General features: G+C 69.7%; 23 protein-coding genes and 1 tRNA gene. 8 read left to right on the forward strand and 16 right to left on the reverse strand.

The window, feature by feature from the left end; translation table 11 throughout:
* Window positions 1-53 precede the first annotated feature (53 nt).
* Window positions 54-1,691, forward strand: a complete 1,638-nt coding sequence (locus tag G6N64_RS25565) for a peptide chain release factor 3 (RefSeq protein ID WP_163800609.1) — start codon at window positions 54-56, stop codon at window positions 1,689-1,691.
* A 175-nt stretch (window positions 1,692-1,866) separates the two neighbouring features.
* Here G6N64_RS25565 and G6N64_RS25570 read toward each other — a convergent pair.
* Window positions 1,867-1,950 (reverse strand) — tRNA-Leu (locus G6N64_RS25570).
* Window positions 1,951-2,416: 466 nt separating this feature from the next.
* On the opposite strand from G6N64_RS25570, the gene G6N64_RS30325 reads away from it, so the two are divergent.
* From G6N64_RS30325 to G6N64_RS25585, 3 genes are read left to right on the forward strand one after another with little or no spacing between them, the layout of a single operon-like run.
* Entirely contained in the window at window positions 2,417-2,812 is a 396-nt protein-coding gene (locus tag G6N64_RS30325; protein ID WP_246230799.1) for an LAGLIDADG family homing endonuclease, read from the forward strand.
* Window positions 2,793-3,173: a hypothetical protein gene (locus tag G6N64_RS25580; RefSeq protein WP_163800611.1), complete on the forward strand. Its 381-nt coding sequence runs from the start codon at window positions 2,793-2,795 to the stop codon at window positions 3,171-3,173. Before G6N64_RS30325 ends, G6N64_RS25580 begins: the two co-directional genes overlap by 20 nt.
* Entirely contained in the window at window positions 3,170-3,541 is a 372-nt protein-coding gene (locus tag G6N64_RS25585) for a DUF3817 domain-containing protein (protein WP_163800612.1), read from the forward strand. Before G6N64_RS25580 ends, G6N64_RS25585 begins: the two co-directional genes overlap by 4 nt.
* Window positions 3,542-3,547: 6 nt before the next feature.
* Here the strand turns inward: G6N64_RS25585 and G6N64_RS25590 are convergent, their stop codons facing one another.
* The 12 genes from G6N64_RS25590 to clpS all read right to left on the reverse strand — a co-directional run bounded on the left by G6N64_RS25590 (window position 3,548) and on the right by clpS (window position 13,234).
* The gene (locus G6N64_RS25590) at window positions 3,548-4,558 is read right to left on the reverse strand and encodes a hypothetical protein (RefSeq protein WP_246230800.1); all 1,011 of its coding nucleotides are present in this window, start codon (window positions 4,556-4,558) and stop codon (window positions 3,548-3,550) included.
* A gap of 14 nt (window positions 4,559-4,572) precedes the next feature.
* Window positions 4,573-6,456 carry an MFS transporter gene (locus tag G6N64_RS25595; RefSeq protein WP_308206657.1) on the reverse strand — a complete coding sequence of 628 codons (1,884 nt, stop codon included), beginning with the start codon at window positions 6,454-6,456 and terminating at the stop codon, window positions 4,573-4,575.
* A 49-nt stretch (window positions 6,457-6,505) separates the two neighbouring features.
* The gene (gene rdgB / locus G6N64_RS25600; RefSeq protein WP_163802121.1) at window positions 6,506-7,105 is read right to left on the reverse strand and encodes an RdgB/HAM1 family non-canonical purine NTP pyrophosphatase; all 600 of its coding nucleotides are present in this window, start codon (window positions 7,103-7,105) and stop codon (window positions 6,506-6,508) included.
* Window positions 7,102-7,884, reverse strand: a complete 783-nt coding sequence (gene rph, locus G6N64_RS25605) for a ribonuclease PH (RefSeq protein WP_163800613.1) — start codon at window positions 7,882-7,884, stop codon at window positions 7,102-7,104. Before rph ends, rdgB begins: the two co-directional genes overlap by 4 nt.
* Before the next feature lie 56 nt (window positions 7,885-7,940).
* Window positions 7,941-8,714, reverse strand: coding sequence for a cyclic nucleotide-degrading phosphodiesterase (locus G6N64_RS25610; protein ID WP_163800614.1), 774 nt, complete (start codon window positions 8,712-8,714; stop codon window positions 7,941-7,943).
* Between the two features lie 174 nt (window positions 8,715-8,888).
* The gene (locus G6N64_RS25615) at window positions 8,889-9,554 is read right to left on the reverse strand and encodes a rhomboid family intramembrane serine protease (RefSeq protein ID WP_246230801.1); all 666 of its coding nucleotides are present in this window, start codon (window positions 9,552-9,554) and stop codon (window positions 8,889-8,891) included.
* A 31-nt stretch (window positions 9,555-9,585) separates the two neighbouring features.
* Window positions 9,586-10,557 carry a PLP-dependent cysteine synthase family protein gene (locus tag G6N64_RS25620; RefSeq protein WP_163800616.1) on the reverse strand — a complete coding sequence of 324 codons (972 nt, stop codon included), beginning with the start codon at window positions 10,555-10,557 and terminating at the stop codon, window positions 9,586-9,588.
* A gap of 3 nt (window positions 10,558-10,560) precedes the next feature.
* On the reverse strand, window positions 10,561-10,854 hold the full coding sequence (locus tag G6N64_RS25625; RefSeq protein ID WP_163800617.1) for a MoaD/ThiS family protein: 294 nt from the start codon (window positions 10,852-10,854) through the stop codon (window positions 10,561-10,563).
* Window positions 10,851-11,291 carry a M67 family metallopeptidase gene (locus G6N64_RS25630; protein ID WP_163800618.1) on the reverse strand — a complete coding sequence of 147 codons (441 nt, stop codon included), beginning with the start codon at window positions 11,289-11,291 and terminating at the stop codon, window positions 10,851-10,853. The genes G6N64_RS25625 and G6N64_RS25630 overlap by 4 nt, the downstream gene beginning before the upstream one ends.
* 1 nt (window position 11,292) lies before the next feature.
* Window positions 11,293-12,333 (reverse strand): P1 family peptidase, encoded by a 1,041-nt coding sequence (locus G6N64_RS25635; RefSeq protein ID WP_163800619.1) that lies wholly within the window; start codon window positions 12,331-12,333, stop codon window positions 11,293-11,295.
* On the reverse strand, window positions 12,330-12,914 hold the full coding sequence (gene aosR / locus G6N64_RS25640; protein ID WP_163800620.1) for an oxidative stress transcriptional regulator AosR: 585 nt from the start codon (window positions 12,912-12,914) through the stop codon (window positions 12,330-12,332). Before aosR ends, G6N64_RS25635 begins: the two co-directional genes overlap by 4 nt.
* 17 nt (window positions 12,915-12,931) lie before the next feature.
* Entirely contained in the window at window positions 12,932-13,234 is a 303-nt protein-coding gene (gene clpS, locus G6N64_RS25645) for an ATP-dependent Clp protease adapter ClpS (protein WP_163800621.1), read from the reverse strand.
* 158 nt (window positions 13,235-13,392) lie between these two features.
* Between clpS and G6N64_RS25650 the strand changes: the two genes are divergently transcribed.
* The 3 genes from G6N64_RS25650 (at window position 13,393) to G6N64_RS25660 (ending at window position 18,234) form a co-directional block, all read left to right on the forward strand.
* Entirely contained in the window at window positions 13,393-14,688 is a 1,296-nt protein-coding gene (locus G6N64_RS25650) for a nicotinate phosphoribosyltransferase (protein ID WP_174267004.1), read from the forward strand.
* Window positions 14,689-14,691: 3 nt separating this feature from the next.
* Window positions 14,692-16,698: an ATP-dependent DNA helicase gene (locus G6N64_RS25655; protein WP_246230802.1), complete on the forward strand. Its 2,007-nt coding sequence runs from the start codon at window positions 14,692-14,694 to the stop codon at window positions 16,696-16,698.
* A 99-nt stretch (window positions 16,699-16,797) separates the two neighbouring features.
* A complete protein-coding gene (locus G6N64_RS25660) occupies window positions 16,798-18,234 on the forward strand; it encodes a neutral zinc metallopeptidase (RefSeq protein ID WP_163800623.1) in 1,437 nt (478 codons plus the stop codon).
* Here G6N64_RS25660 and G6N64_RS25665 read toward each other — a convergent pair.
* From G6N64_RS25665 to glgP, 3 genes are all read right to left on the reverse strand, one after another.
* Window positions 18,231-18,929, reverse strand: coding sequence for an MspA family porin (locus tag G6N64_RS25665; RefSeq protein WP_409370814.1), 699 nt, complete (start codon window positions 18,927-18,929; stop codon window positions 18,231-18,233). The genes G6N64_RS25660 and G6N64_RS25665 overlap by 4 nt on opposite strands.
* Window positions 18,930-19,035: 106 nt before the next feature.
* The gene (locus G6N64_RS25670) at window positions 19,036-19,881 is read right to left on the reverse strand and encodes a virginiamycin B lyase family protein (RefSeq protein ID WP_163800624.1); all 846 of its coding nucleotides are present in this window, start codon (window positions 19,879-19,881) and stop codon (window positions 19,036-19,038) included.
* The gene (gene glgP, locus G6N64_RS25675; RefSeq protein ID WP_163800625.1) at window positions 19,878-22,508 is read right to left on the reverse strand and encodes an alpha-glucan family phosphorylase; all 2,631 of its coding nucleotides are present in this window, start codon (window positions 22,506-22,508) and stop codon (window positions 19,878-19,880) included. Before glgP ends, G6N64_RS25670 begins: the two co-directional genes overlap by 4 nt.
* Before the next feature lie 181 nt (window positions 22,509-22,689).
* Here glgP and G6N64_RS25680 point away from each other — a divergent pair, with 181 nt between their 5' ends.
* Window positions 22,690-24,780 (forward strand): alpha-1,4-glucan--maltose-1-phosphate maltosyltransferase, encoded by a 2,091-nt coding sequence (locus G6N64_RS25680; protein WP_220100558.1) that lies wholly within the window; start codon window positions 22,690-22,692, stop codon window positions 24,778-24,780.
* Window positions 24,781-24,785 lie beyond the last annotated feature (5 nt).

Consider the following 24,785-nt stretch of genomic DNA (forward strand, 5'->3'; position numbering starts at 1 on the left):
CGGGTACGACGATTACGGGTTTGACGCCGGCCGCCAATATCATGGAAGTACCCATGACAGATATCGCTGCCGATGCTCCGGCCGTCGACGGACCGGCCGCCGAGCGCGTCGCCGCCCAGGCGCGCCGCCGCAGGACCTTCGCCGTCATCAGCCACCCCGACGCGGGCAAGTCGACGCTGACCGAGGCCCTTGTCCTGCACGCCAACGCCATCACCGAGGCCGGCGCCATCCACGGCAAGTCCGGCCGCCGCTCCACCGTGTCGGACTGGATGGACATGGAGAAGGCCCGCGGCATCTCCATCACCTCGACGGCGCTGCAGTTCCCCTATGCCACGGCCGGCCAGGACTGCGTCATCAACCTCCTCGACACGCCGGGCCACGCGGACTTCTCCGAGGACACCTACCGCGTGCTCACGGCCGTCGACTGCGCGGTCATGCTCATCGACGCCGCCAAGGGCCTCGAGCCGCAGACCCTGAAGCTCTTCCAGGTCTGCCGCCACCGCCGCATCCCGATCATCACCGTGATCAACAAGTGGGACCGCCCCGGCCGCGACCCCCTGGAGTTGATCGACGAGATCAACGAGCGGATCGGGCTGCGTCCCACCCCGCTGACGTGGCCGGTCGGCATCGCCGGCGACTTCAAGGGCGTCCTGGACCGGCGGACCGGCAACTTCATCCGGTTCACCCGCACCGCGGGCGGCGCGACCGCGGCGCCCGAGGAGCACCTCACGCCCGAGAAGGCGCACGAATCGGCCGGCATCGACTGGGACCGCGCGGTCGAGGAGTCTGAACTGCTGGAGGCCGATGGCGCCGACTACGACCGCGACACCTTCCTCGGCTGCGAGTCGTCGCCGCTGCTGTTCACATCCGCGGCGCTCAACTTCGGCGTGAACCAGCTGCTCGACGTCCTGGTGCAGATCGCCCCGCCGCCCAGCGGTCAGGTCTCCGTCGAGGGCACCCGCCGTCCGCCCGCGGCGCCATTCAGCGCGTTCGTGTTCAAGGTGCAGGCTGGCATGGACTCCTCGCACCGCGACCGCATCGCCTACGCGCGGGTGTGTTCGGGAACGTTCGAGCGTGGCGAGGTGCTGACGCACGCCACCACTGGCAAGCCGTTCGTCACCAAGTACGCGCAGTCGGTCTTCGGCCGGGAGCGCACCACGCTCGACACCGCCTGGCCCGGTGACGTCATCGGCCTCGCCAACGCCAACGCGTTGCGCCCGGGCGACACGCTGTACCGCGACATCCCCGTGGTGTACCCGCCGATCCCGAGCTTCTCGCCGGAGTACTTCTCGGTGGCCCGCGGCAAGGACCCGAGCAAGCACAAGCAGTTCCGCCGCGGCATCGAACAGCTCGAGCAGGAGGGCGTGGTGCAGGTGCTGCGCTCCGACCGCCGCGGTGACCAGGCGCCGGTGCTGGCCGCCGTCGGGCCGATGCAGTTCGAGGTCGCCACCCACCGGATGGCCAGCGAGCTGAGCGCGCCGATCGAGCTGGAATCACTGCCCTACACCGTCGCCCGGGTGATCGATCCCAAGGACGCCGAGTTCATGCAGCGGCAGCACTCCACCGAGGTGATGACCCGGACCGACGGGGTCATGCTCGCGCTGTTCTCGACGAAGTGGCGGCTCGAGGGCTTCCAACGCGACAACCCGGACATCGAACTGGGCTCGCTGGTCGCCGCAGCCGACGACTGAGGCTGGCTCGTCCCGAGTGTGACTCTCGCGACGCCTCATGCGCGTGTCGCGTCGCCAGATGCACACTCGAGTGGGTCTCCCGGCCAGGAAACGGCTTCAGTGTGAATCTCACGACGCCCGACCCGCGTGTCGCGTCGCCAGACGCACACTCGAGCAGGCCGGTGAACATCGGTAGTGCGGGCGATGGGACTCGAACCCACACGTTCTCTCGAACACCGGCACCTAAAGCCGGCGCGTCAGCCAATTGCGCCACGCCCGCAGCCCGGAAAGCGTACCCCGTCAATCGTTCAGCGGGGCTCGTCGGTGCCCGTTCGTAGCCTGGGTCGACGAACTACCGGGGGCGCATGCGGTCAGCTGAAGAATTCGACGAGGTGCAGCGTCTCATCTCGGCTGGGCAGAGCGACGACGACATCTCACGCGCGACCGGCATCCCGAGAACGACGGTCCATGGATGGCGCACGCGACCACCACTGTCTGTTCGCCGTCCCCGTGGATCGTCGCCATGCGGTGTAGGCCATGACTTTTCGACGCTGCCCGCTGCGCAATACGCGTATCTTCTGGGCGTCTATCTCGGGGACGGCTGCATATCGCGGGCACGACGGGTCTGGCGTCTGCGCATCGCATGTGACGCGAAGTACCCGGGCATCATCGATCTGTGTCGCACGTCGATGAATCTGGTGATGCCGGGCCAACGGGCGGCAGTTCAACGACTTCCGAAGAACTGCGTGCAGGTCTCGATGTACTCCAAGCACTGGCCGTGCCTGTTCCCGCAACACGGCCCCGGGCGGAAGCACACCCGCCTGATAGCCCTCGAGCCGTGGCAACAGGACCTCGTCGATCAGGCGACCGAGGAGTTCGTCCGCGGCCTCATCCACAGCGACGGATGCCGGGTCGTCGCCAACGACCGGGGCGTGACAAGCGTCCGCTATCACTTCTCGAACCGTTCCGAGGACATCATCGGGCTGTTCACCGCGGCGTTGGACCGGCTGGGCATTCACTGGACGAGATCCGACGACCACACCGTCTCGATCTATCGCAAGGCCGACACCACCGCGCTCGACGCGTTCATCGGACCGAAGGCCCTCGCGGTACCGTGGACGGATGTCCACTACACGGCGTAGGAGGCCGGCACTCATCCTGCTGGTGTGCCTCGGCGCCGCGGGCTGCATGGCCCTCGCCTGGTGGCAGTGGACCCGCTACGAGTCCAATTCGGGCAGCTTTCAGAACCTCGGCTACGCATTGCAGTGGCCGATGTTCGCTGGTTTCTGCTTCTACGCCTACTTCAAGTTCGTGCGGTACGAAGAGGCCCCGCCGCCGAGCACGCACCGCGACGGCATCACCGAGATCCCGGCGGGGCTGCTTCCCGAGCGGCCGAAACCGACGCAGACCGACGACGACCCGACCCTCGCCGAGTACAACGCCTACCTGGCCGAACTCGCCGCCCAATCCGACCGCGACGCCGACGACAGGACTACGCCATGACCACTCCCGAGCCCGAGTCCCGCACCGACACGACGCCCGCGACGGTCACGTCCGCCTCCACGGACTCGATCCGGAAGGCGCTGAAGGGCTACCGGATCTTCGCCTGGGTGACGGGCGTCTGGTTGATCGCCCTCTGCTACGAGATGGTGCTGAAGTACGGCTTCGGTGACGACTCCTTGAGCTGGATCGCCGTCGTGCACGGCTGGGTGTACTTCGTCTACTTGCTCTTCGCCGCCAACCTCGCCGTCAAGGTGCGCTGGCCCATCGGCAAGACCGTCGGCGTCCTGCTCGCCGGCACGATCCCGCTGCTCGGCATCGTCGTCGAGCACTTCCAGACCAAGAGGATCAAGGCCGACTTCGGCGTGTGAGCGCCGTCAGGCGGTCAGGGCGGGGCCCAGCACGACCGGCTCCGGCGGCTCGAACGACTCGTTCTCGGGCAGCGGCCGCTCGCCCAGTTCGCGCCCCAGTTCCGCGACGCCGACGACGCCGGCCAGCGTGGCCGACCCCGCACGCGCCAGAGTGTCGTCGTACCAGTCGAACCACGGCATCCCCTGCCGGGTGTAATCCGCCGCGCTGAGCGGCAACGTCGGCGGCTCCTCACCGGTCATCTCCAGCCAGTGCACACTGTTCGCGAGGTGCACCGACACGCTAGAGGCGCTCGTCGACTCCCAGTTCTCCGAGGGCTCCACGGGCGTCGCGATCGACTGCGTGATCGACCCGCCCGCGCCCATCCCCATGGCAGCTCCGGCCGGCGCCGCCATGCACAGGCTGCCGTCCAAGCAATCCGCATCCGGCTCGACGTAGCGCTCGTCGTACACCGAGCCCTTCAACGGCATCACCGCGATCTGGATCCCCCCGACGGCGGCGGTCCGCGTGACCTGCTCCTCCACGGTGTAGCCGGAACCCAGCGGCATGGCGACGAACTGGCGCACGACACCGCTACCGGTGCAGAATCCGTCCAGCCACGGCTGCTCGGGCACCTCGAAGTAGTCCTCGGCCTCGAAATCGGGCGTCGGCGACCAGGTTCCGCCCGTCACGGCGTTCACCCCGCCCGCGCCGACCGTGACCGCGAACGGGTATCCGCCTCGCGCGGAGAAGCTCAGCCAGCACGCCTCGGACTGCCACATCGGCATCACCAGACCCCCGGTGCGCTGAAACGGACCCGGCGCCGCCGGCAGGTCGGCAACCCGCCGGAGCGGGAAGTGGCCGAGTCCGGCGGGCAGGCCGTACCCGACGCCGTCGTCGGGCACGCGCACGGTGCGATGGAACGTCACCTCCATCCGCGCGGACGGATGGACCTCCGGAAAGTGGAACTCGATCGAATCGTCCTGCAGCACGATGGCCATGGTCTCCCCCTCGTCGTCCTCGTCCGGCCATTGTGGCAAGGGGGTACGACAGGTCAGGGCTGGGCGACGGGCGGCGCCGCCCCGCCGACGCGACCATGGTCGGCGTCGATGCTGACGGCCAGACGGTCGGCGTACGCGGACAACGCCTCGACGTCGAACGCCGACCAGCCCTGCGCTTCATCGTGGTTCGTATCCCGCAGGCGATGGAGCCGCTCGAATCCCCGTGGCGTCAGGTAGAACACCGGCGAACCCCCCGGCTGGACCCGACCGGTGCCCGAGGCGAGGCCGTGCCGAAGCAGGTCCGTCACGTGTCTGCCCGCCGTGGGAACGTCGAGGCCGGTCGCCGTGGCCAACTGGTGCAGCGAGAGCGAGCCCGCCTCGTCGATGCGGCGCATCACGAGGTTCGAGTGTCCGTCGAGCGACGCCGTGTCGATCGCCTCGGCGTCGGAATGTCGGCCCAGCAGTATCAGCGACGAAGCCGTGCCGGGATCGGACGGCTCCCACGACTCGGCCGCCTCGACCTCGGCCCGGGTGACCGGGATCAGCAGCGCGAGGACGGCGGCCAGTGCCGCGACGACCGCGGCCACCACCAGCGCCGTGCGAAAACCCGCCATGGACGGCACGTCGCGGCCCGCGAGGGACACCGTCATCCCCGCGAGGATCGCTCCGATCACCGCGCTGGAGATCGAGGTCCCCAGTGACCGGGCGAGCGCGTTGATCCCGTTCGCGGCGGCGGTCTCGGACACGGGGACCGCCGCGATGATCAGTGCCGGCATCGACGCGTAGGCGAAGCCGACGCCCACCGACACCAGCACGTTGAGCACCATCACCTGCCACGGCGCGGCGAGCAGGAAGAGACCGGCGGCGTAGGAGGCCGAAATGACCGCCGCGCCGATCACCAGGGTGAACCGGGGACCGCGCACCGCGGCGATCCGGGCGGCGATCGGCGACGTCACCATCATCGCCAGCCCACCCGGCGCCATCCAGAGACCCGTCGCCAGCATGGACTGGCCCAAGCCGTAGCCGGTGTCGATGGACATCTCGAGGATCTGCGGTGCCACCAGCGACAGCCCGAACATGCCGAAGGCCACCGCGATCGACGCGACGTTGGTCGCCAGCACCGGTCGCCTCATCGTCGTGCGCAGGTCGACGGTCGGCGACGCCACCCGAAGCTGCCACCACACGAACACCGCCAGGATCACCGCCGACGACCCGAACATGGCGAGCGTCGGACCGCTCGTCCACCCCCACGTCTGCCCCTTCGAGATGCCCAGCAGCAGCGTCACCAGACCGCCCGCGAGGAGCAGCGCGCCCAGCGGATCGAGCCGGTCGGTCGACCGCGACGGCACGTGCGGGACCAGGAAGGTGAACATCGCCAGCGCGAGAACGCCGAGTGCGGTGGCGAACCAGAAGAGCATGTGCCAGTCGTAGTGCTGCGCGATGACCGCGGAGAGCGGCAGACCGAGTGCGCCGCCGACCCCGAGCGAGGCGCTCATCAGTCCCATGGCGCTTCCCACGCGCTCGGCGGGCACGCACGTGCGCAGGACGCTGATGCCCAGCGGAATGATCGGGATCCCGAACCCCTGCAGGCCGCGGCCCACGACCAGCGGGACGAGCGAACTCGTCGTCGCAGCGATCAGCGAGCCGGCGATGAGCATCAGCGCGCACGTGACGAGCATCGGCTTGGGGCCGTACACGTCGCCGAGCCGACCGAACACGGGCGTCGCCACGGCCGCGGTGAGCAGCGTCGCCGTGATGGCCCACGATGCGTCGGAAGCGCTGCTGTCCAACAGCTTCGGCAGCTCGGGAAGCAGCGGGATGATGAGCGTCTGCATCAGCGAGACGCTGATGCCCGCCGCGGCCAGGACCGCGATGAGCAGCGACGGGTGGACCGACGACGGCGACATCGCCGACCGAAGGACACCGCGACCAGCCACGTCGCGACACTACATCGTTAGTCGAACTATGGAAAACGGCGGCGCCGCGTCACACCAGCGCGCGCAGTGCGGGAACCAGCAACGCCAGGGCGCGGCCGCGGTGCGATGCCGCGTCCTTCTCCTGCGGGGTCAGTTCGGCCGCCGACCGCGACGAGCCCTCGGGGACGAACACGGGGTCGTAGCCGAAGCCGCCCGAGCCGCGCGGTTCGACGCCGACCGCACCCGGCCATTCGCCACGGACCACCGTCTCCCCCGCGGGGGACACCAGCGCGCAGGCCGAGACGAAGGCCGCCCCGCGCCGCTCGGCGGGGACGTCCCGCAGCTGCCCCAGCAGCAACTCGGTGTTGCGCGCGTCGTCGCCGTGCACGCCGGACCACCGCGCCGACAGGACGCCCGGCATGCCGTTGAGTGCGTCGACCGCGATGCCCGAGTCGTCGGCCACCGCGGCCAGGCCCGTGGCCCGGAAGGCGTCGCGCGCCTTGGCCAGCGCGTTCTCCTCGAACGTCGCGCCGGTCTCTGGCGCCTCGTCGAAGGCGGGCACGTCGTCCAGCGGGAGCAGGTGCAGACCCGTGACGCCCGCGGCATCGAGCACGCGGCGCAATTCGGCCAGCTTCTTGGCGTTGCGGCTGGCGACCAGCAGGGCGGTCAGCTTCCGAACGCCTTCTTGGTCGGTCCCGTCGGTTCGGGCAGCACGCCCGGGTACGGCAGTGCCAGCGCGGCGTTCTGGATGACGAACAACTGCTCGCAGGAGGCCATGGCGAGGTCCAGCATCTTGTCGAGCGTGGACCGCGGGAAGGTGGCACCCTCGCCGGTGCCCTGGATCTCGACGAGCGTGCCGGTGTCGGTGGCGACGACGTTCATGTCGACCTCGGCGCGCGAATCCTCGGTATAGGGCAGGTCGACGCGCACGCGGCCGTCGACGACGCCGACGGACACGGCCGCGATCGCGCACGACAGCGGCCGCGGATCGGACAGCTTGTTGCCGGCGGCCAGGTAGGTGACCGCGTCGGACAGCGCGACGTAGGCGCCGGTGATCGCCGCGGTGCGGGTCCCACCGTCGGCCTGCAGGACGTCGCAGTCGAGCGCGATGGTGTTCTCGCCCAGCGCACCGAGGTCGATGCAGGCGCGCAGCGACCGGCCGATCAGGCGGCTGATCTCCTGGGTGCGGCCGCCGACGCGGCCCTTGACCGACTCGCGGTCGGAGCGGTCGTGCGTGGCGGCGGGCAGCATCGCGTACTCGGCGGTGAGCCAGCCCTGCCCGGATCCCTTGCGCCACCGCGGCACGCCCTCGGTGACGGAGGCGGTGCACATGACCCGCGTCTCGCCGAACTGCACCAGCACCGACCCCGCCGGATGCGTCGTGAACCCGCGGGTGATGGTTACCGGGCGCAGCTCGTCATCGAGGCGGCCGTCTTCTCGTCTGGACACGCGCCAACCCTATCGGGCGGCCCGGCACGGCGGCGCGCCGGAATCGGGCGGACGGGTCAGTGCGCGACGACGTCGAAGGTCTCGTCGCACACCACGGCGTGCACCGGGCCGTCGAACTCCGCCTTCGCCTCACCGATGACGTCCTCGCGCGACGTCCACGGCGGGATGTGCGTGAGCAGCAGTTCCTTCACGCCGGCGTTCGCCGCGGCGCGACCGGCCTCGGTGCCCGACAGGTGCAGCTTGGGCGGCCTGTCGGGGGTGTGCGTCCACGACGCCTCGCACAGGAAGACGTCGGCGTCACGGGCCAGGTCGATCAGTTCGTCGCAGTATCCGGTGTCGCCGCTGTAGACGAAGGTCGCGCCGTCGGGATCGGTGAACCGCATGCCGTAGGACTCGGTCGGGTGACACAGCAGTCGCGGCAGGACACTGAGGGTCCCGATCTGTACGGGCTCGGCGTCGACCCACCGTCGGACGTCGAAGATGTCGGTGAAGTCGTCGATCTCGCGTCCCTCGGGCGACGACGCCGCACCGAGTCGCGCCCATGTCGCCTCGGGCCCGTACATCAGCGCGCGACCCTGCGGCGGGGTCGGATGGTAACGACGCCACACGAACAGACCGGGCAGGTCGAGGCAGTGGTCGGCGTGCAGGTGCGAGAGCAGCACGCTGACGGTCCCGGGATCCGCATGACGCTGCAGCGCACCGAGGACTCCCCCACCGAAGTCGAGGACCAGGGGCGGTGTGTCGGGGGCGGTCAGCAGATACCCCGAGGCAGGCGAATCAGGCCCGGTCACACTTCCGGAGCAGCCCAGTACGGTGATTCGCACGCCCACTAGCTTGCCATGCCCCGACGGCGTGTGACGAAAACATCATCGCTTTCTGCGGCGAGTCCCGGGAATTGCCGCCTCGGCGAATTCGCACGTGGCGTCTGGGCGTACGAAGCGGCCGATCGCGCCTCGCGGAGTGGTGCGGTGCGCGTCATTTCAGCAAATTACCGCGAGGGTTCCTCAGACACCGAGTCGGGGTGCCGCCGAGCCCTTGCGCCGTTGCCGTTCCTCGCGTTCGGGCCCGGAGAGCAGGTAGGCGGCGACGACGCCCGCGATCGCACCGCAGAGGTGGCCCTGCCACGACACGCCGAACGTCCCCGGGAGGACGCCGAGCAGCACGCTGCCGTAGACGAAGAGCACGATCACCCCGACGACGATCTCCCACACCTTGCGGGTGAAGAACCCGAACACGATCAGGAACGTCAGCCAGCCGAAGATCAGCCCCGACGCTCCGATGTGATTGGTCTCCACCCCCGGAGGGGCACCCGAGTTGCCGATCAGCCAAGTCCCGAAGCCGCCGAGGATCCAGACGATCGCCGTGGCGTAGATGAAGCGGGCCATTCCGGCGAGCGTCATCAGGAAGCCCAGCACCAGGGCCGGGCCGGTGTTCGCGATGAGGTGTTCCCAGTTCGAGTGCAGCAGCGGCGCGAACACGATGCCCCACAGGCCGTCGCTCTCCAGCGGCCGGATGCCGTTGTAGTCCAGTCGGTGCCCGGTCAGGTTGTCCCAGACCTCGATGACGTAGAGCAGGGCGACGAAGCTGACGATGGTCGCTCCGCCCACCAGCCACGTGGGGCGCTTCGTGGGCCCCGGCGACGCGGGCGGCGGATACCCCGGAATGGTCACGGGCGGCCCACGCTCGAGTCGTACCTCACCGTCATGCCCATAGCTGCCCCTCCAGCGAGTCCTCGGCATCGTCCAGGCTACCGGTGTACGCGCCGGTCGAGAGGTACTTCCATCCCGCGTCGCACACCGTGAAGGCGATGTCCGCCCGCTCGCCGGCCTTGATGGCCTTCGCGCCCATCCCCAGCGCGGCGTGCAGGATCGCGCCCGTCGAGATGCCCGCGAAGATGCCCTCCACCTCCACGATCTCGCGCGTCCGCTTGATCGCCTCGAACGCCCCGACGGAGTACCGGGTGGTGAGCACCTCGGGGTCGTACAGCTCGGGTACGAAACCTTCGTCGATGTTGCGCAGCGCGTACACGCCTTCGCCGTAGCGCGGTTCGGCGGCGACGATCTGGACGCCGGGCACGTGCTCGCGCAGGAACCGGCCCGCGCCCATCAGGGTCCCGGTGGTCCCGAGCCCGGCGACGAAGTGCGTGATCTCGGGGAGGTCGGCCAGCAGTTCGGGACCGGTGCCGTCGTAGTGCGCGGCGGCGTTGGCCGGGTTGCCGTACTGGTAGAGCATGACCCACTCGGGGTGCTCGGCCGCCAACTCCTTGGCGGTGGCGACGGCGGTGTTGGAGCCGCCCTCGGCAGGCGAGTAGATGATCTCCGCGCCGTACAGCTCCAGCAGCTGGCGCCGCTCGATCGACGTGTTCTCCGGCATCACGCAGATCAGCCGGTAGCCCTTGAGCACGGCCGCCATCGCCAGCGAGATGCCGGTGTTGCCGCTCGTCGGTTCCAGGATCGTGGCACCGGGCGCGAGCAGCCCGTCCCGTTCGGCCTGCTCGATCATCCGCAACGCCGGCCGGTCCTTGATCGAGCCGGTGGGATTGCGGTCCTCGAGCTTCGCCCACAGTCGGACGTGCGGACCGTCCGGCCCGTCCGCCCAGCGCGGCGAGAGGCGCTGCAGCCCGACCAGCGGCGTGCCGCCCAGAGCCTGGAGCAGGGAGTCGTAGCGGGCCATGGATCAGCCCCCGACGGACCCACCCGCGACGGCGGGCAGGATCGTCACCGAGTCACCGTCGGAGATCGCGGTGTCGAGGCCACCGGAGAAGCGGACGTCCTCGTCGTTGACGTAGACGTTGACGAACCGGTGCAGCTTGCCCGCGTTCTCCTTGTCGACGATGCGCTCGGTGATGCCGGAGTAGTTGGCCTCGAGGTCGGCGATGACGGCGCCGAGGGTGTCCCCGGTGGCGGTCACGCGCTTCTCGCCACCGGTGTGGGTGCGCAGGATGGTCGGGATGGAGACGTTGACGGTCATGGTCGATCCTCTCGGTGCGGGCTCTGGTACTGCTCGACGATCTCCACGGGCTCCTCGGTGACGGTCCCGTCCACGATCCGATAGCTGCGCAGTTCGTGGCGGTCGGGGTCCCTGGTCGAGATCAGGACGTAGTGCGCGTCCGGTTCCGCGGCGATCGAGACGTCGGTCCGGCTCGGGTAGGCCTCGGTGCCGGTGTGCGAGTGATAGACGACGACGGGGACCTCGTCGGCCTCGTCCATCGCCTTCCACACCCGGAACTGCTCCATGGAGTCGAACCGGTAGAACGTCGGCGACCGCTCGGCGTTAACCATCGCGACGAAGCGCTCCGGTCGGTCCGAACCCTCGGGGCCTGCGATGATGCCGCATGCCTCATCGGGATGGTCGGCGCGCGCGTGAGCGACCATGGCGTCGACCAGGTCGTTGCGAATCACCAGCACGTCAGGCGTCACCTCCGCTCGGGAACGCTCCGGAAACCATGTCCCGGTAGGTGGGTATTCCGGCGACCGAGGTGGCCGCGAGCACGCCGACCATGACCGCACGGGCCAGACACTCGGCGGCGGCCGCACCGACGGCGGTGGTCAGCGCGGTCTCCGGGGACATCGCCGCCGGGGTGTCGGCGGCCGGTTCCACCTCGATGGCGCCCGTCGCCAGCACGAACACGGAGTCGCCGTCGAGGGGGGTGTGCACGGGCCGGATGGTGTGCGCCAGACCGTCCTGCGCGGCGACGGCGACACGGCGACATGCGGCGGGGCTGAGCAGTGCGTCGGTGGCGACGACGGCGATGGTGGTGTTGAGCGGCGAGAGTTCCGCCTCCCGGGCGGCGTACGCCGCGACTTCCTCCGCCGGTGGCGGGATGAGGCCGAACTCGGCGGCGAACTCCGCCATCCACGGCAGACCGGTGCGCGGATCGGCGACGTTGCCCGCCGAGTTCACCGCGACGATCGCGCCGACGGTCACCCCGATGTCGTCCAGCCGGATGGACGCGGTCCCGAGACCGCCCTTGAGCACTCCGGCGCGCGCGCCGACGCCCGCGCCGACGGTGCCGACCGCGACGTCGCGGCTCGCGGATTCGGCCGCCAGCCGACCGAACTCGGCGGTGGGCCGGCACTGCCACCCGCCGACCGGTAGGTCGAAGATGACCGCCGACGGCACGATCGGGACGACTCCGCCGTCCATCGCGACGCCGCGGTCCTGCCGTTCGAGCCACTGCATGACGCCGTCGGCGGCGGCCAGTCCGTAGGCGCTGCCGCCGGTCAGCACGACCGCATCGACGTAGCGGACGCTGTTCGACGGGTCGAGCAGATCGGTCTCGCGAGTCCCCGGCGCCCCACCGCGCACGTCGACGGCGCCGGTCGTCCCCGGCGGCACGAGCACGACGGTGGTGCCACTCGCCCAGCCCGAGCCCAGCGTCGCGTCGTCGTCGAGGCGGTGATGCTGCCCGACGAGGATGCCTGCCACGTCGGTGATCGACCCGCTCACCGCGCCGAGTTCAACAGCGTCAGCACCAGGTACTCCTGAAGCACGGTCAGCCACTGGTACACGTCGAGATGGCCGGCCATCGGATGCTCCGGGGGCAGCCGGTCCGGCCCGTCCGCGCCGATCTCCAGCATGGTGCCGAGCGCGAGCCGCACGTCGTTGACCGCCGCCGCCCAGCAGTGGGCGTCCTCCTCGGTCAATTCGAACTTCCCACCCGAGGTGGGAACGGTGTCCAGGAGCCGTTGCGCGGCTTCGCGTTTCGCGTCGATGATCGCCGGTTCGTGCAGGCTGCGCAGCGCCGAGTTGAGACTGTCGGCGGTGTTCGACCCCGCCGGGTGTTCGGTTGCGGGACGGTAGAAGTCGGGCAGCAGACGACGCATGGTGTCGTCCTCGGGCGGCGTCGAGTTGCCCGTCTTCATCCCGGTGAGTTCTTCGAGTGCGTCTCTCGGCGAATCGGATTCGCGATCGGTCAGCATCTCGATCAGCGACGTGACCAGATTGGTCAGCAGCGCCGACTCGTGCGCCGCGAGCGCCGATCGGTACCGCGCACCGTCGGCCGTGTCGACGCGCTTCCACTTCCGCACCCGTCGATCCCCAGCCCTCAGCGGTCCTGCTGCATGGACGCCCAGAGGCCCGCAGCATGGAGTTTGGCGACGTCGACCTCCATCGACTCGCGAGTTCCCGACGACACGACCGCCTTGCCCTCCTCGTGGACCTGCATCATCAGCTTTGTGGCGTGCGGCTCGCTGTAGCCGAACAGCTTCTGGAAGACGTAGGTCACGTACGACATCAGGTTCACCGGATCGTCCCAGACGATCGTGACCCAGGGGCTCTCGGTGGCCTCGGCAGCGTCGACGACGCTCTCCTCGCTGGTACCCGGACGGGTCCGCGCTGGGGTGACCATGGAGCCAAGGATAGCGAGTGGGGTTCTGCGGGCTGTCCACGCGTGCGCGGCAGGAGCGCGGCGACCCGGGGTGGGAAACGACGGGTGGGAGCGCACGGCGCGTCGCATCGCTGCGACCCGGGGCGACGCCCAGCCGCTACGGTTGGCGGGTGACCTCGTTGTCTCCGGCGTTGCTGACCGACAAGTACGAACTGACGATGCTCGCGGCTGCCCTGCGCAATGGCACCGCCCATCGCCGCACCAGTTTCGAGGTGTTCGCGCGCCGGCTCCCCGCCGGCCGCAGGTACGGTGTCGTCGCAGGTACGGGTCGGCTGGTGGAAGCGTTGCCGCAGTTCACGTTCGACGAGGCCGCGCTCGAGCTGCTCGGCGGCTTCCTCGACCCCGACACGCTCGCGTTCCTCGCCGACTACCGGTTCGGCGGCGACGTCGACGGTTATCCCGAGGGCGAGCTGTACTTCCCGGGTTCACCGGTGCTGTCGGTGCACGGCACGTTCGCCGAGTGCGTCATCCTCGAGACCCTGGCCTTGTCCATCCTCAACCACGACAGCGCGATCGCCTCGGCCGCGGCGCGCATGGTCAGCGTCGCCGAGGGCCGGCCGCTCATCGAGATGGGCTCGCGACGCACCCACGAGGAGGCGGCCGTCGCCGCCGCGCGCGCCGCCTACCTGGCCGGCTTCGCCGGATCGTCGAATCTCGCCGCCGAACGGCGTCACGGCGTGCCCGCGCTGGGTACCAGTGCACACGCGTTCACCCTGTTGCACACGGGCGTCGACGGTCCGGACGAGAGAGCGGCCTTCACCGCGCAGGTCGAGGCGCTCGGCGTCGACACCACGCTGCTCGTCGACACCTACGACATCACCACCGGGGTCGAGAACGCGATCGCCGCCGCGGGGACCGGACTCGGGGCCGTCCGCATCGATTCCGGCGAACTCGGCGTCCTGGTCCGGCAGGTCCGCAGCCAACTCGACGGACTCGGGGCGACGGGCACCCGGATCGTCGTGTCGAGCGACCTCGACGAGTTCGCGATCGCCTCGCTGAGCGCCGTCCCGGTCGACAGCTACGGCGTCGGCACGTCCGTGGTCACGGGCTCGGGTGCGCCGACGGCGGGCATGGTCTACAAGCTGGTAGAGGTGGACGGGATCCCGGTGGCCAAGCGCAGCAGCCACAAGGAATCCCACGGCGGTCGCAAGCATGCGCTGCGCCTCGCCAAGGAGTCCGGCACGATCGTCGAGGAAGTGATCCATCCGGCGGGCACGGCGCCGCAGGCGCCCGACGGTCTGGTGGCCCGCGAGCTGGCGATCCCCCTGGTCCGCGAGGGTCGAGTCGTCGGCGAGCCGTCGCTGGCCGACGCGCGTGCCCGCGTCGCGGCCGGGCTGCGCAGCCTGCCGTGGGATGGCCTCAAACTCTCCGCGGGCGAGCCGGCCGTGCCCACCCGGATGGTGGGGGCCGGGTGATCCGTGGCCGCAGACACTGAACCGACCACGGCCCCGACACGCGTCTCGGACCTGTTGGCGGCCGCGGTCACGGCGCTGGGCGGCGCCCGGCGAGACGGTCAGGTCCAGATGGCGCAGGCCGTCGAGCGCTCCTTCTCGTCCGGTGAGCACCTCGCCGTGCAGGCCGGCACCGGGACCGGCAAGTCGCTGGCGTACCTGGTCCCCGCCATCTCGCATGCGGTCGAGTCGAACCATCCCGTGGTGGTCTCCACGGCGACGATCGCTCTGCAACGTCAGCTCGTCGACCGCGACCTGCCCCGCCTGGCCGACGCACTGGCCGCCGAGTTGCCACGTCGACCCGAGTTCGCCCTGCTGAAGGGGCGCGGAAACTATCTCTGCCTGAACAAGATTCACGGTGGGGCCGGCCGCGAGTCCTACGACGGACCGCAGGAGGAGCTGTTCGACGCCGTCGCGTCGACGCAGCTCGGCCGCGACGTCAAGAGACTCAACGACTGGTCGTCCGACACGGAGACCGGTGACCGCGACGAGTTGACCCCAGGGGTGCCCGACCGTTCGTGGAGTCAGGTCAGCGTGTCGGCGCGCGAGTGCATCGGCGCGACCCGCTGCACCTACGGCACCGACTGCTTCGCCGAGAAGGCACGTGCGAAGGCGGGCACCGCGGACGTCGTCGTGACCAACCACGCCCTGCTGGCGATCGACGCGATCGCCGACGTCAACGTGCTTCCCGAGCACGACATGCTCGTCGTCGACGAGGCACATGAACTCGTCGACCGGGTCACCAGCGTTGCGACCGGTGAGCTGTCCGCCACCTCGCTCGGCATCGCGCACCGACGAGCCTCGCGACTGGTGGATCCCGAAGTGGCACAGCGACTGGAGGCCGCCATCGCAACCTTCACGTCCGCGCTGCACGACGAGGAGCCCGGCCGCAAGGACCATCTCGACGAGGAGCTGACCGCCTACCTCGTGGTGCTGCGCGACGCGACGGACAAGGTCCGCTCGTCGATCGACACCTCGCCGAGCGATCCGAAGGCGGCGTCCGCCCGCAACGAGGCGGTGACCGCGCTGTCCGACGTCAGTGACATCGCGACGCGGGTCCTGTCGTCCTACGGTCCGGCCATTCCCGACCGCACCGACGTGGTGTGGCTGGATCGCGACGAAATTCGGGGGCAGGTCAGGGTGGTGCTGCGGGTGGCCCCGCTGTCCGTGGCGGGCCTGCTGCGCGGCCGCATCTTCGACCAGTCGACGGTCATCCTCACCTCCGCGACGCTCACGGTCGGCGGCACCTTCGACGCGATGGCGAGGTCGTGGGGACTGAAGTTCGGCGACGACGACGAGGGGGCGAAGTGGCGCGGCCTCGACGTGGGATCGCCGTTCTCGCATGCCGAGTCGGGCATCCTCTACGTCGCCGCACACCTGCCGCCGCCCGGTCGTGACGGCGTTGGATCCGCCGAGCAGCTCGACGAGATCGCCGGGCTCGTCACCGCGGCGGGCGGCCGGACGCTGGGTCTGTTCTCGTCGATGCGCGCGGCGAAGGCGACGGCGGAGGCGATGCGCGGCCGACTGGACACGCCGGTGCTCTGCCAGGGCGAGGACACCACGTCGGCGCTGGTGCGCAGATTCGCCGAGGACGACGAGACGTCGCTGTTCGGAACCCTGTCGCTGTGGCAGGGCGTCGACGTCCCCGGCCCGTCGCTGACCCTGGTGCTGATCGACCGCATCCCGTTCCCACGGCCGGACGACCCCCTCGTCACCGCCCGTCAGCGTGCGATCGCGGCGCACGGCGGCAACGGGTTCATGGCCGTGGCCGCGAGTCACGCCGCGCTGCTGCTCGCCCAGGGCGCGGGCCGACTGCTGCGCAGCGTCGACGATCGCGGTGTCGTCGCCGTCCTCGACTCCCGGATGGCGACGGCACGCTACGCCGGCTACCTGCGGGCGTCCCTCCCGCCGTACTGGGCCACCACCGACGGCGTGCGCGTCCGCGCCGCGCTGGAGCGGCTCCGCGACGGCTGACGCCCGTTACCGTCCTGCGGAGCCCGCCGGGTCACTAGTCTCGACACCCATCCTCGTGTGCGCGCCGCCGGCCGCAGGGCGACCCGAAAGGCAGCGTCCATGCGTCGACGTCATCTCCTGCCGATCGGCATCGTCTCCTGCGCAGCGGTGCTGCTGTCCGCCTGCACCAGCACGCTGCAGGGCACCGCGGTCTCGGTGTTCAGCGATCCGTTCAGCGTCGCGGGCATGCCCGCCACCGACGGGCCCACGGGGCTGCGGGACGACGCACCCCAACCGACGCGCGTCGCCGTCGGCACCGACGGCAGCGACATCGACCACCTGGGCGAGCAGGCGATCAGCGACATCGAGGAGTTCTGGGGCTCGGCCTACGGTGACGCGTTCGGCGGTGCGTTCACCCCCGTTCGGGAGGTGTACTCCTGGGACAGCAACGGATTCGACGGCGTCTTCTGCGGATCCGAGACCTTCGCACTGGTCAACGCCGGCTACTGCTTCGACGACGAGACCATCGGATGGGACCGCGGCGAACTGCTGCCGTCGCTGCGAAGCGCGAATGGCGACATGGCCGTCCCGATGGTGCTGGCGCACGAGTACGGCCACGCCGTGCAGCACCAGGCCGGCCTCATCGAACCGGACACCCCGACGCTGGTGGGCGAACAGCAGGCCGACTGCCTGGCGGGCTCGTACATGCGCTGGGTGGCCGAGGGGAATTCCGCCCGGTTCACCCTCAACACCGGTGACGGCCTGAACAACCTGCTGGCCGCGATGATCGCGTTCCGGGACCCGCTGGTCAACGAGGACGATCCCGAGGCCACGGAGGACGAACACGGCTCGGCGTTCGAGCGGGTGTCGGCGTTCCAGTTCGGCTTCACCGACGGCCCGACCTCGTGCGCCGCCATCGACTCCCAGGAGATCGAGCAGCGGCGTGGCGACCTGCCGGTGCTGCTGCCCGAGGACGAGACCGGCGAACTCGCCGTCACCGGGGACTCGGTTCGGTCGATCGTCGATGCGATGACGATCCTGTTCGAGCCGGCGAACCCGCCCGCGCTGACCTTCGACGACCAACCGTGCGACGACGCCCGCATGCATCCGCCCGCCGCGTACTGTCCCGCCACCAACACGATCGTCGTCGACCTACCTGCCTTGCAGGCGGTGGGCGTCCCCTCGGAGGACGAGGACGGTGGCGGGCTCGCCAGCGGTGACAACACCGCCTACTCGATCCTCGTCTCCCGCTACATGCAGGCGCTGCAGCGCGAGCGCGGCGGTGTGACGCTCGACGACGCCGAGGCCGCCCTGCGCACCGCGTGCCTCACGGGTGTCGCGACGTCCCGGATGACCGAGTCGGTGACCACGCCGGACGGCGACACCATTGCGCTGACGGCCGGTGACGTCGACGAGGCGGTGTCCGGCATCCTGCTCAATGGCCTGGTGGCCAGCGACGTCAACGGCGAGTCGGTGCCCTCGGGCTTCTCGCGCATCGACGCCTTCCGGGTCGGTGTCCTCGGCGACACCGACCGGTGCTTCAGGCGCTTCGACTAGACGACCGTGGTGATGCCGTACCAGGCCAGGATGGCGTCGGACGACTTGGTCGAGCGGGTGAGGAACGCGTAGGACCGGATGAAGGACTGACCGACGCAGCCGTCGATCTTGACGTGGAAGTTGCTGATCATGACCCACGGGTCGAAGCCCGAGAAGTCCTTCTTGGTGACCGGGACGACGTTGATGATCCCCGGTTTGAGGCCGACGGTGACGCCGCCGGTGACCGGTGTGGTCACCACCGGTATCAGCCCCTCGGGCAACGGTGAGGCGACGTCGACGCCGGCGAAGCCCACCGACGGCGAGATGCCCGTGGTGCCGGTCAGTGAGACGCCGTTGGAGGTACTCATGTCGATGCCGCACCCGATCTGGTAGCCGACCTCCATGGTCCCGATGGGTTCCTCGGGGTCGGCGGGTCCGCGCAGCGTGCCGTCGAAGGTGCCGCCCACCACGTATTCACGGGAGGACAGCGCGGTGGTCAGGGGCGCATTGGCCACTTGCGTCTCGTCCTTCGCGGCGAGGGCGAGTGTCCACCCGTCGGGCGTGTTGAGAACCGCCATCGGCGCCGAGGGGACCCGCCCGTCGCCGCCCGGCGCGGAGTCGGGGGGCACCGGCCCGGGTTCGGCCGCCGCCGACGGCACGCCGAACACACCGACCACCACGCACGCGGTGAGCACGGCGAAGCGACGAGCCGGCACGGACGGACCCCCAGGGTTGTGGTTGGGGCCGAACCTATCGCCGCCGAACTCGGCCGACGAGGCGACACCTCGCCGGGTCAGGTTGCGAAACGGCGTCGAATCGTCGTCACAACGGCATCCGCAGCACGTAACCCGCCTCGAGGGCGACCCACAGCGCACCCTCGCGGTCGATGGCGACGCCGTGCGGCTCGCTTCCCGCGGGCAGGTCGATCGTCGACAGCTCGCCGTCGGCGCTCACCCACGCCAGTTGATCGGCGCCCCACAGGCTCACCCACACCCCGCCGGTCGGGTCCGCAACGATGGCGTGCGGCTTGCCGGGCAGGTCCAACTCCTGGATCGCTTCGTTCATGGGAATCCGGCCGATCTTGTCGGCGAGTATCGCCGTGAACCAGACGGCGTCGTCGTGCGTCGCGGTGATGCCGACCGGACCGGAACCCCGGGTGGGCAGCTCTCGCGTGGTCAGCCCGCCGGAGGCGTCGAGCCTGCCGATGGCGTTGGCGCCGTTCATCGTGAACCACAGCGCACCGTCGGGGCCGGCGGTGATCATGGACGGTCGACCGCCGACGGGCCACTCGTCGACTCCCCCGTCGTCGTCGATCCGGCCGACCGTGCCACCGCTCATCGTGGTGAACCAGATGGCCCCGTCCGGCCCGACCGTGATGCCGAACGGTGCACTGCCGGAACTCAATTCGACGACCGACTGGACACCGTCGGTGGTGATCCGCCCGATGCGGTCGTCACCGGAGCGGGTGAACCACATCGCCCCGTCACGCCCGGCCGTGATCTGCGACGGCTTGGCGTCCGCGGCGACCGCGAACGTGCGCAGTTCCCCGGTGGGTGTCACGCGCGCCACGGCACCGCCGTGCACCAGCGTGACCCACATCGCTCCGTCGGACCCCGCCGCGAGGCCGTACGGCCCGCCCTCGACGGGGACCTCCAGGATCCTGCTCACGCCAGCGTGACGAGGCCGAGTTCGTCGTCCGCCGCGAGGAGTGGATGGTGCGGCAGCACCCGGACGGTGTAACCGACCGGCCCTGCCACCGGCAGCGGCGTCGTGGTCGAGAACAGCTCCCGCCCACCGTCGGCGGTGCCAACGTGCTCCATCTGCACCGTCGACGGCTCGACCAGGCCGTCCGTGGCGTCGACGCGGCCGACGACCGCCTCGACCGCCACCTCGTGGGCACCCATTCCCGCCAGGTCGACGGTCGCGGTGAGGGTCAACTCCGAACCGAGCAGCGGGGTGTCGGGAAGGCCGTAACTGTCGACGTCGGTGATCCTGATGCCCGGCCAGGCCTGCTCGGCGCGCCTGCGGTAGTCCGCGAGGTCCCGGGCGGCGCCGAACGGTACGCCGTCGAGCGCCTCGATGGTGCGGTGCAGCGACCTGGCGGCGGGCGCGTAGTACTTCTCGGTGTAGTCACGAACCATGCGTGACGCCAACACCTTCGGGCCGAGCACCTGCAGCGTGTGCCGCACCATCTCGACCCAGCGCGTCGGCACGCCGTGCTCGTCGCGGTCGTAGAACTTCGGGGTGACGGAGTTGGCCAGCAGACCGTAGAGCGCGGCGGCCTCCAGGTCGTCCCGACGCGTCTCGTCCGCCAGTCCGTCCGCGGTCGGGATCTCCCAGCCGTTCTCGCCGTCGTACCACTCGTCCCACCAGCCGTCGCGGATCGACAGGTTGAGCCCGCCGTTGAGCGCGCTCTTCATCCCCGAGGTCCCGCACGCCTCGAGCGGCCGCAGCGGATTGTTCAGCCAGACGTCGCAACCCCAGTACAGCAACCGTGCCATTGACATGTCGTAGTCCGGCAGGAACGCGATGCGGTGCCGTACCTCGTGCCGGTCGGCGAAGCGCACTACCTGCTGGATCAGCGCCTTGCCGCCGTCATCGGCGGGATGCGACTTGCCGGCCACGATGAGCTGCACCGGCCGGGCGTCGTCGAGCAGCAACTGCTCGAGCCGCTCCGGATCACGCAGCATCAGCGTCAGCCGCTTGTAGGTGGGCACCCGGCGGGCGAAGCCGATGGTCAGCACGTCGGGATCGAATGCCCCTGCGATCCAACCCAGTTCGGCCTCCGAGGCGCCGCGCTCGAGCCACGACCGGCGCAGCCGCGCCCGGACGTCGTCGATGAGCAGCGCGCGCAGCTGCGAGCGGATCCACCACAGATGGCCCGGGTCGACCTGCTGTAGACGCTGCCACGTGTCGGGCTCGCTCAGCGATCCGAGGTCGTCGGAACCCAGCAGTTCCCGGCCCAGCTCCACCCACTGCGGCGCCGCCCACGTCGGGGCGTGGACGCCGTTGGTGATCGACCCGATGGGCACCTCGTCCTCGTCGAAGCCCTGCCACAGCTCGTTGAACATTCCCCGGCTGACCTGACCGTGCAGCAGCGACACGCCGTTCGCGCGTTGCGCCAGCCGTAATCCCATGTGCGCCATGTTGAACTTCGTCGGGTCGTCCTCCGCACCGAACGCCAGGATGCGGTCCAACGGCAGACCGGGGAGCAGTCGTGACTCCTCGGCCGGATCCGCGGCGTCGGCGTCGTCGCCGCCGGACGCGGTCCCGAAGTAGTGGGTCACCATGTCCACGGGAAAGCGGTCGATGCCCGCCGGGACGGGGGTGTGAGTCGTGAACACCGTCGACGACCGGACCACCGCGAGCGCGGTGTCGAAGTCGAGTCCGCCGTCGGTGACGAGTTCGCGGATGCGCTCCAGTCCGAGGAAGCCCGCATGGCCCTCGTTCATGTGGAACACCTGCGGCTCGGGCAAACCCTCGATGGCGGTGAACGCCCGGATCGCCCTGATCCCACCGATTCCGGCCAGGATCTCCTGCCTGATGCGGTGGTCCTGGTCGCCGCCGTACAGCCGGTCCGTCACGCCGCGGAGGTCGTGTTCGGTCTCGGGTGTGTCCGAGTCGAGGAGCAGCAGCGGGATCCGCCCGACCTGGGCGATCCAGACGCGGGCGTTCAACTCACCGGCTCCGGGCAACGACAGCGGCACCAGGACGGGCCGTCCCTCCGCATCGGTCAGCAGCCGCAGCGGCAGGCCCTGCGGGTCGAGCGACGGGTAGTTCTCGTGCTGCCAGCCGTCTGCCGTGAGGGACTGCCGGAAGTAGCCGCTCCGGTAGTAGAGGCCCACCGCGATGAGCGGCAGGCCGAGGTCGGACGCCGACTTGAGGTGGTCGCCGGCAAGGATCCCGAGTCCGCCGGAATAGTTGGGCAGCACCTCGGCGACGCCGAATTCCATGGAGAAGTAGGCGATTCCGGTGGGCAGCACCTCACCGTCCGCGCCGCGCTGCTGGTACCACATCGGACGGCTCAGATAGTCGTCCAGATCGGCGGCCACCTGGTTGACCCGGTCGCGGAACGACTGGTCCTCGGCGAGCTCGTCGAGACGCGACGGACTGACCAGTCCAAGCAGCGCCACCGGGTCGCCGTGGGCCTGGGTCCACAGCTCCGGGTCGATGGCGGCGAACAGTTCCTGGGTCGGTGCGTCCCAGGACCACCTCAGGTTGACGGAGAGGCGCTCGAGCGCGGCAAGACGTTCGGGAAGGTGGGCACGCACGGTGAACCGACGAAGTGCTTTCACGTGATCCGACCTTACTGACCCACCCGTGGTGCGAAAGGGGCGAAAGAGTGCCCTGCGACGGATGCATCCCCCTCCTGGGGTTCAGTCGGACACTACGGTGGGTATAGAGCGACGAGGCTGTAACGGAGCAGACGATTACCGCGCGGCCCAGTGGGGCTGCGCCAACGCGAGGAGCTGGTTGGTGGCCGGTCGTATCGGTATCGACGACGTCGAACCCGTGGTGTCCGGGGGACGATATCCGGCGAAGGCGGTGGTCGGCGAGGTACTTCCCGTCTCGGCGACGGTGTGGCGAGAGGGCCACGACGCGGTGGCGGCGACCCTGGTCGTGCGCTACCACGGGACCAACTATCCGGCCCTGGCCGCAGCGCCCCCCGGCGTATCGTCCGAGGCCACGCCCGTACCCATCGAGGACGTCGTCGCTCCCCCCGCGAACAAGGTGCGACGACAGCACCTCGCGATGCTGCCCGGGCGCGCGCCCGACGTGTTCCACGGTCAGTTCACCCCCGACGCCGTGGGGCTATGGACCTTCCGCGTCGACGGCTGGGGCGACCCCATCAGCACGTGGCGCAAGGCCGTCATCGCGAAGCTCGACGCCGGCCAGACCGAGGCCGAACTGGACAACGACCTCGTCATCGGCGCGCAGCTGATCGAGCGGGCCGCCACCGGCGTCCCCCGTCAGGATCGGTTCCCGCTGATCGACGCGGCCGCACGGCTGCGCGAACCCGGCGACCCGTTCGCGCGGGCCGGTGCGGCACTGGCGTCCGACGTGACCGACCTGCTCGAGCAGTATCCGCTGCGCGAACTCGTCACCCGTGGTGAGCAGCACGGCGTGTGGGTGGATCGGCCGCTCGCGCGGTTCAGCGCCTGGTACGAACTGTTCCCCCGCTCGACCGGCGGGTGGGACGACGAGGGCAGGCCCGTGCACGGCACGTTCGCGACCGCCACCCAGGCGTTGCCCCGCGTGGCACGGATGGGTTTCGACATCGTCTACCTGCCGCCGATCCATCCGATCGGCAAGGTGCACCGCAAGGGCAAGAACAACAACGTCACCGCCGCACCCGACGACGTCGGATCGCCCTGGGCGATCGGCAGCGACGAGGGCGGCCACGACGCGGTCCATCCCGACCTCGGCACCATCGACGACTTCGATGCCTTCGTCGCCGCGGCACGGGAGCAGAACCTGGAGGTCGCACTCGACCTGGCTCTGCAGTGCGCACCCGACCACCCGTGGGCGGCCACCCATCCGGAGTGGTTCACCGTGCTACCGGACGGGACCATCGCCTACGCGGAGAACCCGCCGAAGAAGTACCAGGACATCTATCCGCTGAACTTCGACAACGATCCCGCGGGGCTGTACGCCGAGGTGTTGCGCGTGGTCCGGTTCTGGGTCTCGCACGGGGTCAAGGTCTTTCGCGTGGACAACCCGCACACCAAGCCGCCGAACTTCTGGGCCTGGTTGATCGGCGAGGTCAAGCGCGACGACCCCGACGTGCTGTTCCTGGCCGAGGCGTTCACCCGTCCCGCCCGCCTGTTCGGGTTGGCCAAGCTGGGTTACACGCAGTCCTACACCTACTTCACCTGGCGCACGGCGAAGTGGGAGCTGACCGAGTTCGGGGAGTCGTTGGCGAAGCATGCCGACTACGCCCGTCAGAGCCTGTGGACCAACACCCCCGACATCCTGCACGAGAGCCTGCAGCACGGTGGGCCGGGGATGTTCGCCATCCGGGCCGTGATGGCGGCGACGATGAGTCCCACCTGGGGCGTGTACTCCGGGTTCGAGTTGTTCGAGGGTCGGGCGGTCCGCGAGGGCAGCGAGGAGTACCTGGATTCCGAAAAGTACGAGCTGCGGCCCCGCGACTTCGACGGCGCACTGGCCAGCGGCCAGTCGCTGGAACCGTTCCTGGGCCGCCTGAACGAGATCCGGCGTCTGCATCCCGCACTGGCGCAGATGCGCACCATCAAGTTCCACGCCGTCGAGAACGACGCACTGCTGGCCTACAGCAAGTTCGACCCGATCACCGGTGACTGCGTGCTGGTCGTCGTGACACTCAACGCGTTCGGCCCCGAGGACGGCACCCTCTGGCTCGACATGGCGGCCCTCGGCATGTCGGACTGGGACCGATTCTGGGTACGCGACGAGATAACCGGTGACGAATACCAGTGGGGGCAGGCGAATTACGTGCGCATCGATCCGGCGCGAGCCGTGGCCCACGTGCTGAACATGCCCTCGATCCCCTATGACCAGAGACTCAACCTGTTGCGGAGGGAGTGAACACC

This window comes from Mycolicibacterium sediminis (assembly GCF_010731735.1).
In the GTDB taxonomy this organism is placed as follows: domain Bacteria; phylum Actinomycetota; class Actinomycetes; order Mycobacteriales; family Mycobacteriaceae; genus Mycobacterium; species Mycobacterium sediminis.

Excerpts from the sequence above, each read along its gene's own strand:
- clpS (WP_163800621.1), bottom strand. The coding sequence starts at position 13,234 with ATGGTCACCCCAGCGCGGACCCGTCCGGGTACCAGCGAGGAGAGCGTC.
- G6N64_RS25585 (WP_163800612.1), top strand. The coding sequence starts at position 3,170 with ATGACCACTCCCGAGCCCGAGTCCCGCACCGACACGACGCCCGCGACG.
- G6N64_RS25565 (WP_163800609.1), top strand. The coding sequence starts at position 54 with ATGACAGATATCGCTGCCGATGCTCCGGCCGTCGACGGACCGGCCGCC.
- G6N64_RS25660 (WP_163800623.1), top strand. The coding sequence starts at position 16,798 with ATGCGTCGACGTCATCTCCTGCCGATCGGCATCGTCTCCTGCGCAGCG.
- G6N64_RS25620 (WP_163800616.1), bottom strand. The coding sequence starts at position 10,557 with ATGGCCCGCTACGACTCCCTGCTCCAGGCTCTGGGCGGCACGCCGCTG.
- G6N64_RS25580 (WP_163800611.1), top strand. The coding sequence starts at position 2,793 with ATGTCCACTACACGGCGTAGGAGGCCGGCACTCATCCTGCTGGTGTGC.
- G6N64_RS25625 (WP_163800617.1), bottom strand. The coding sequence starts at position 10,854 with ATGACCGTCAACGTCTCCATCCCGACCATCCTGCGCACCCACACCGGT.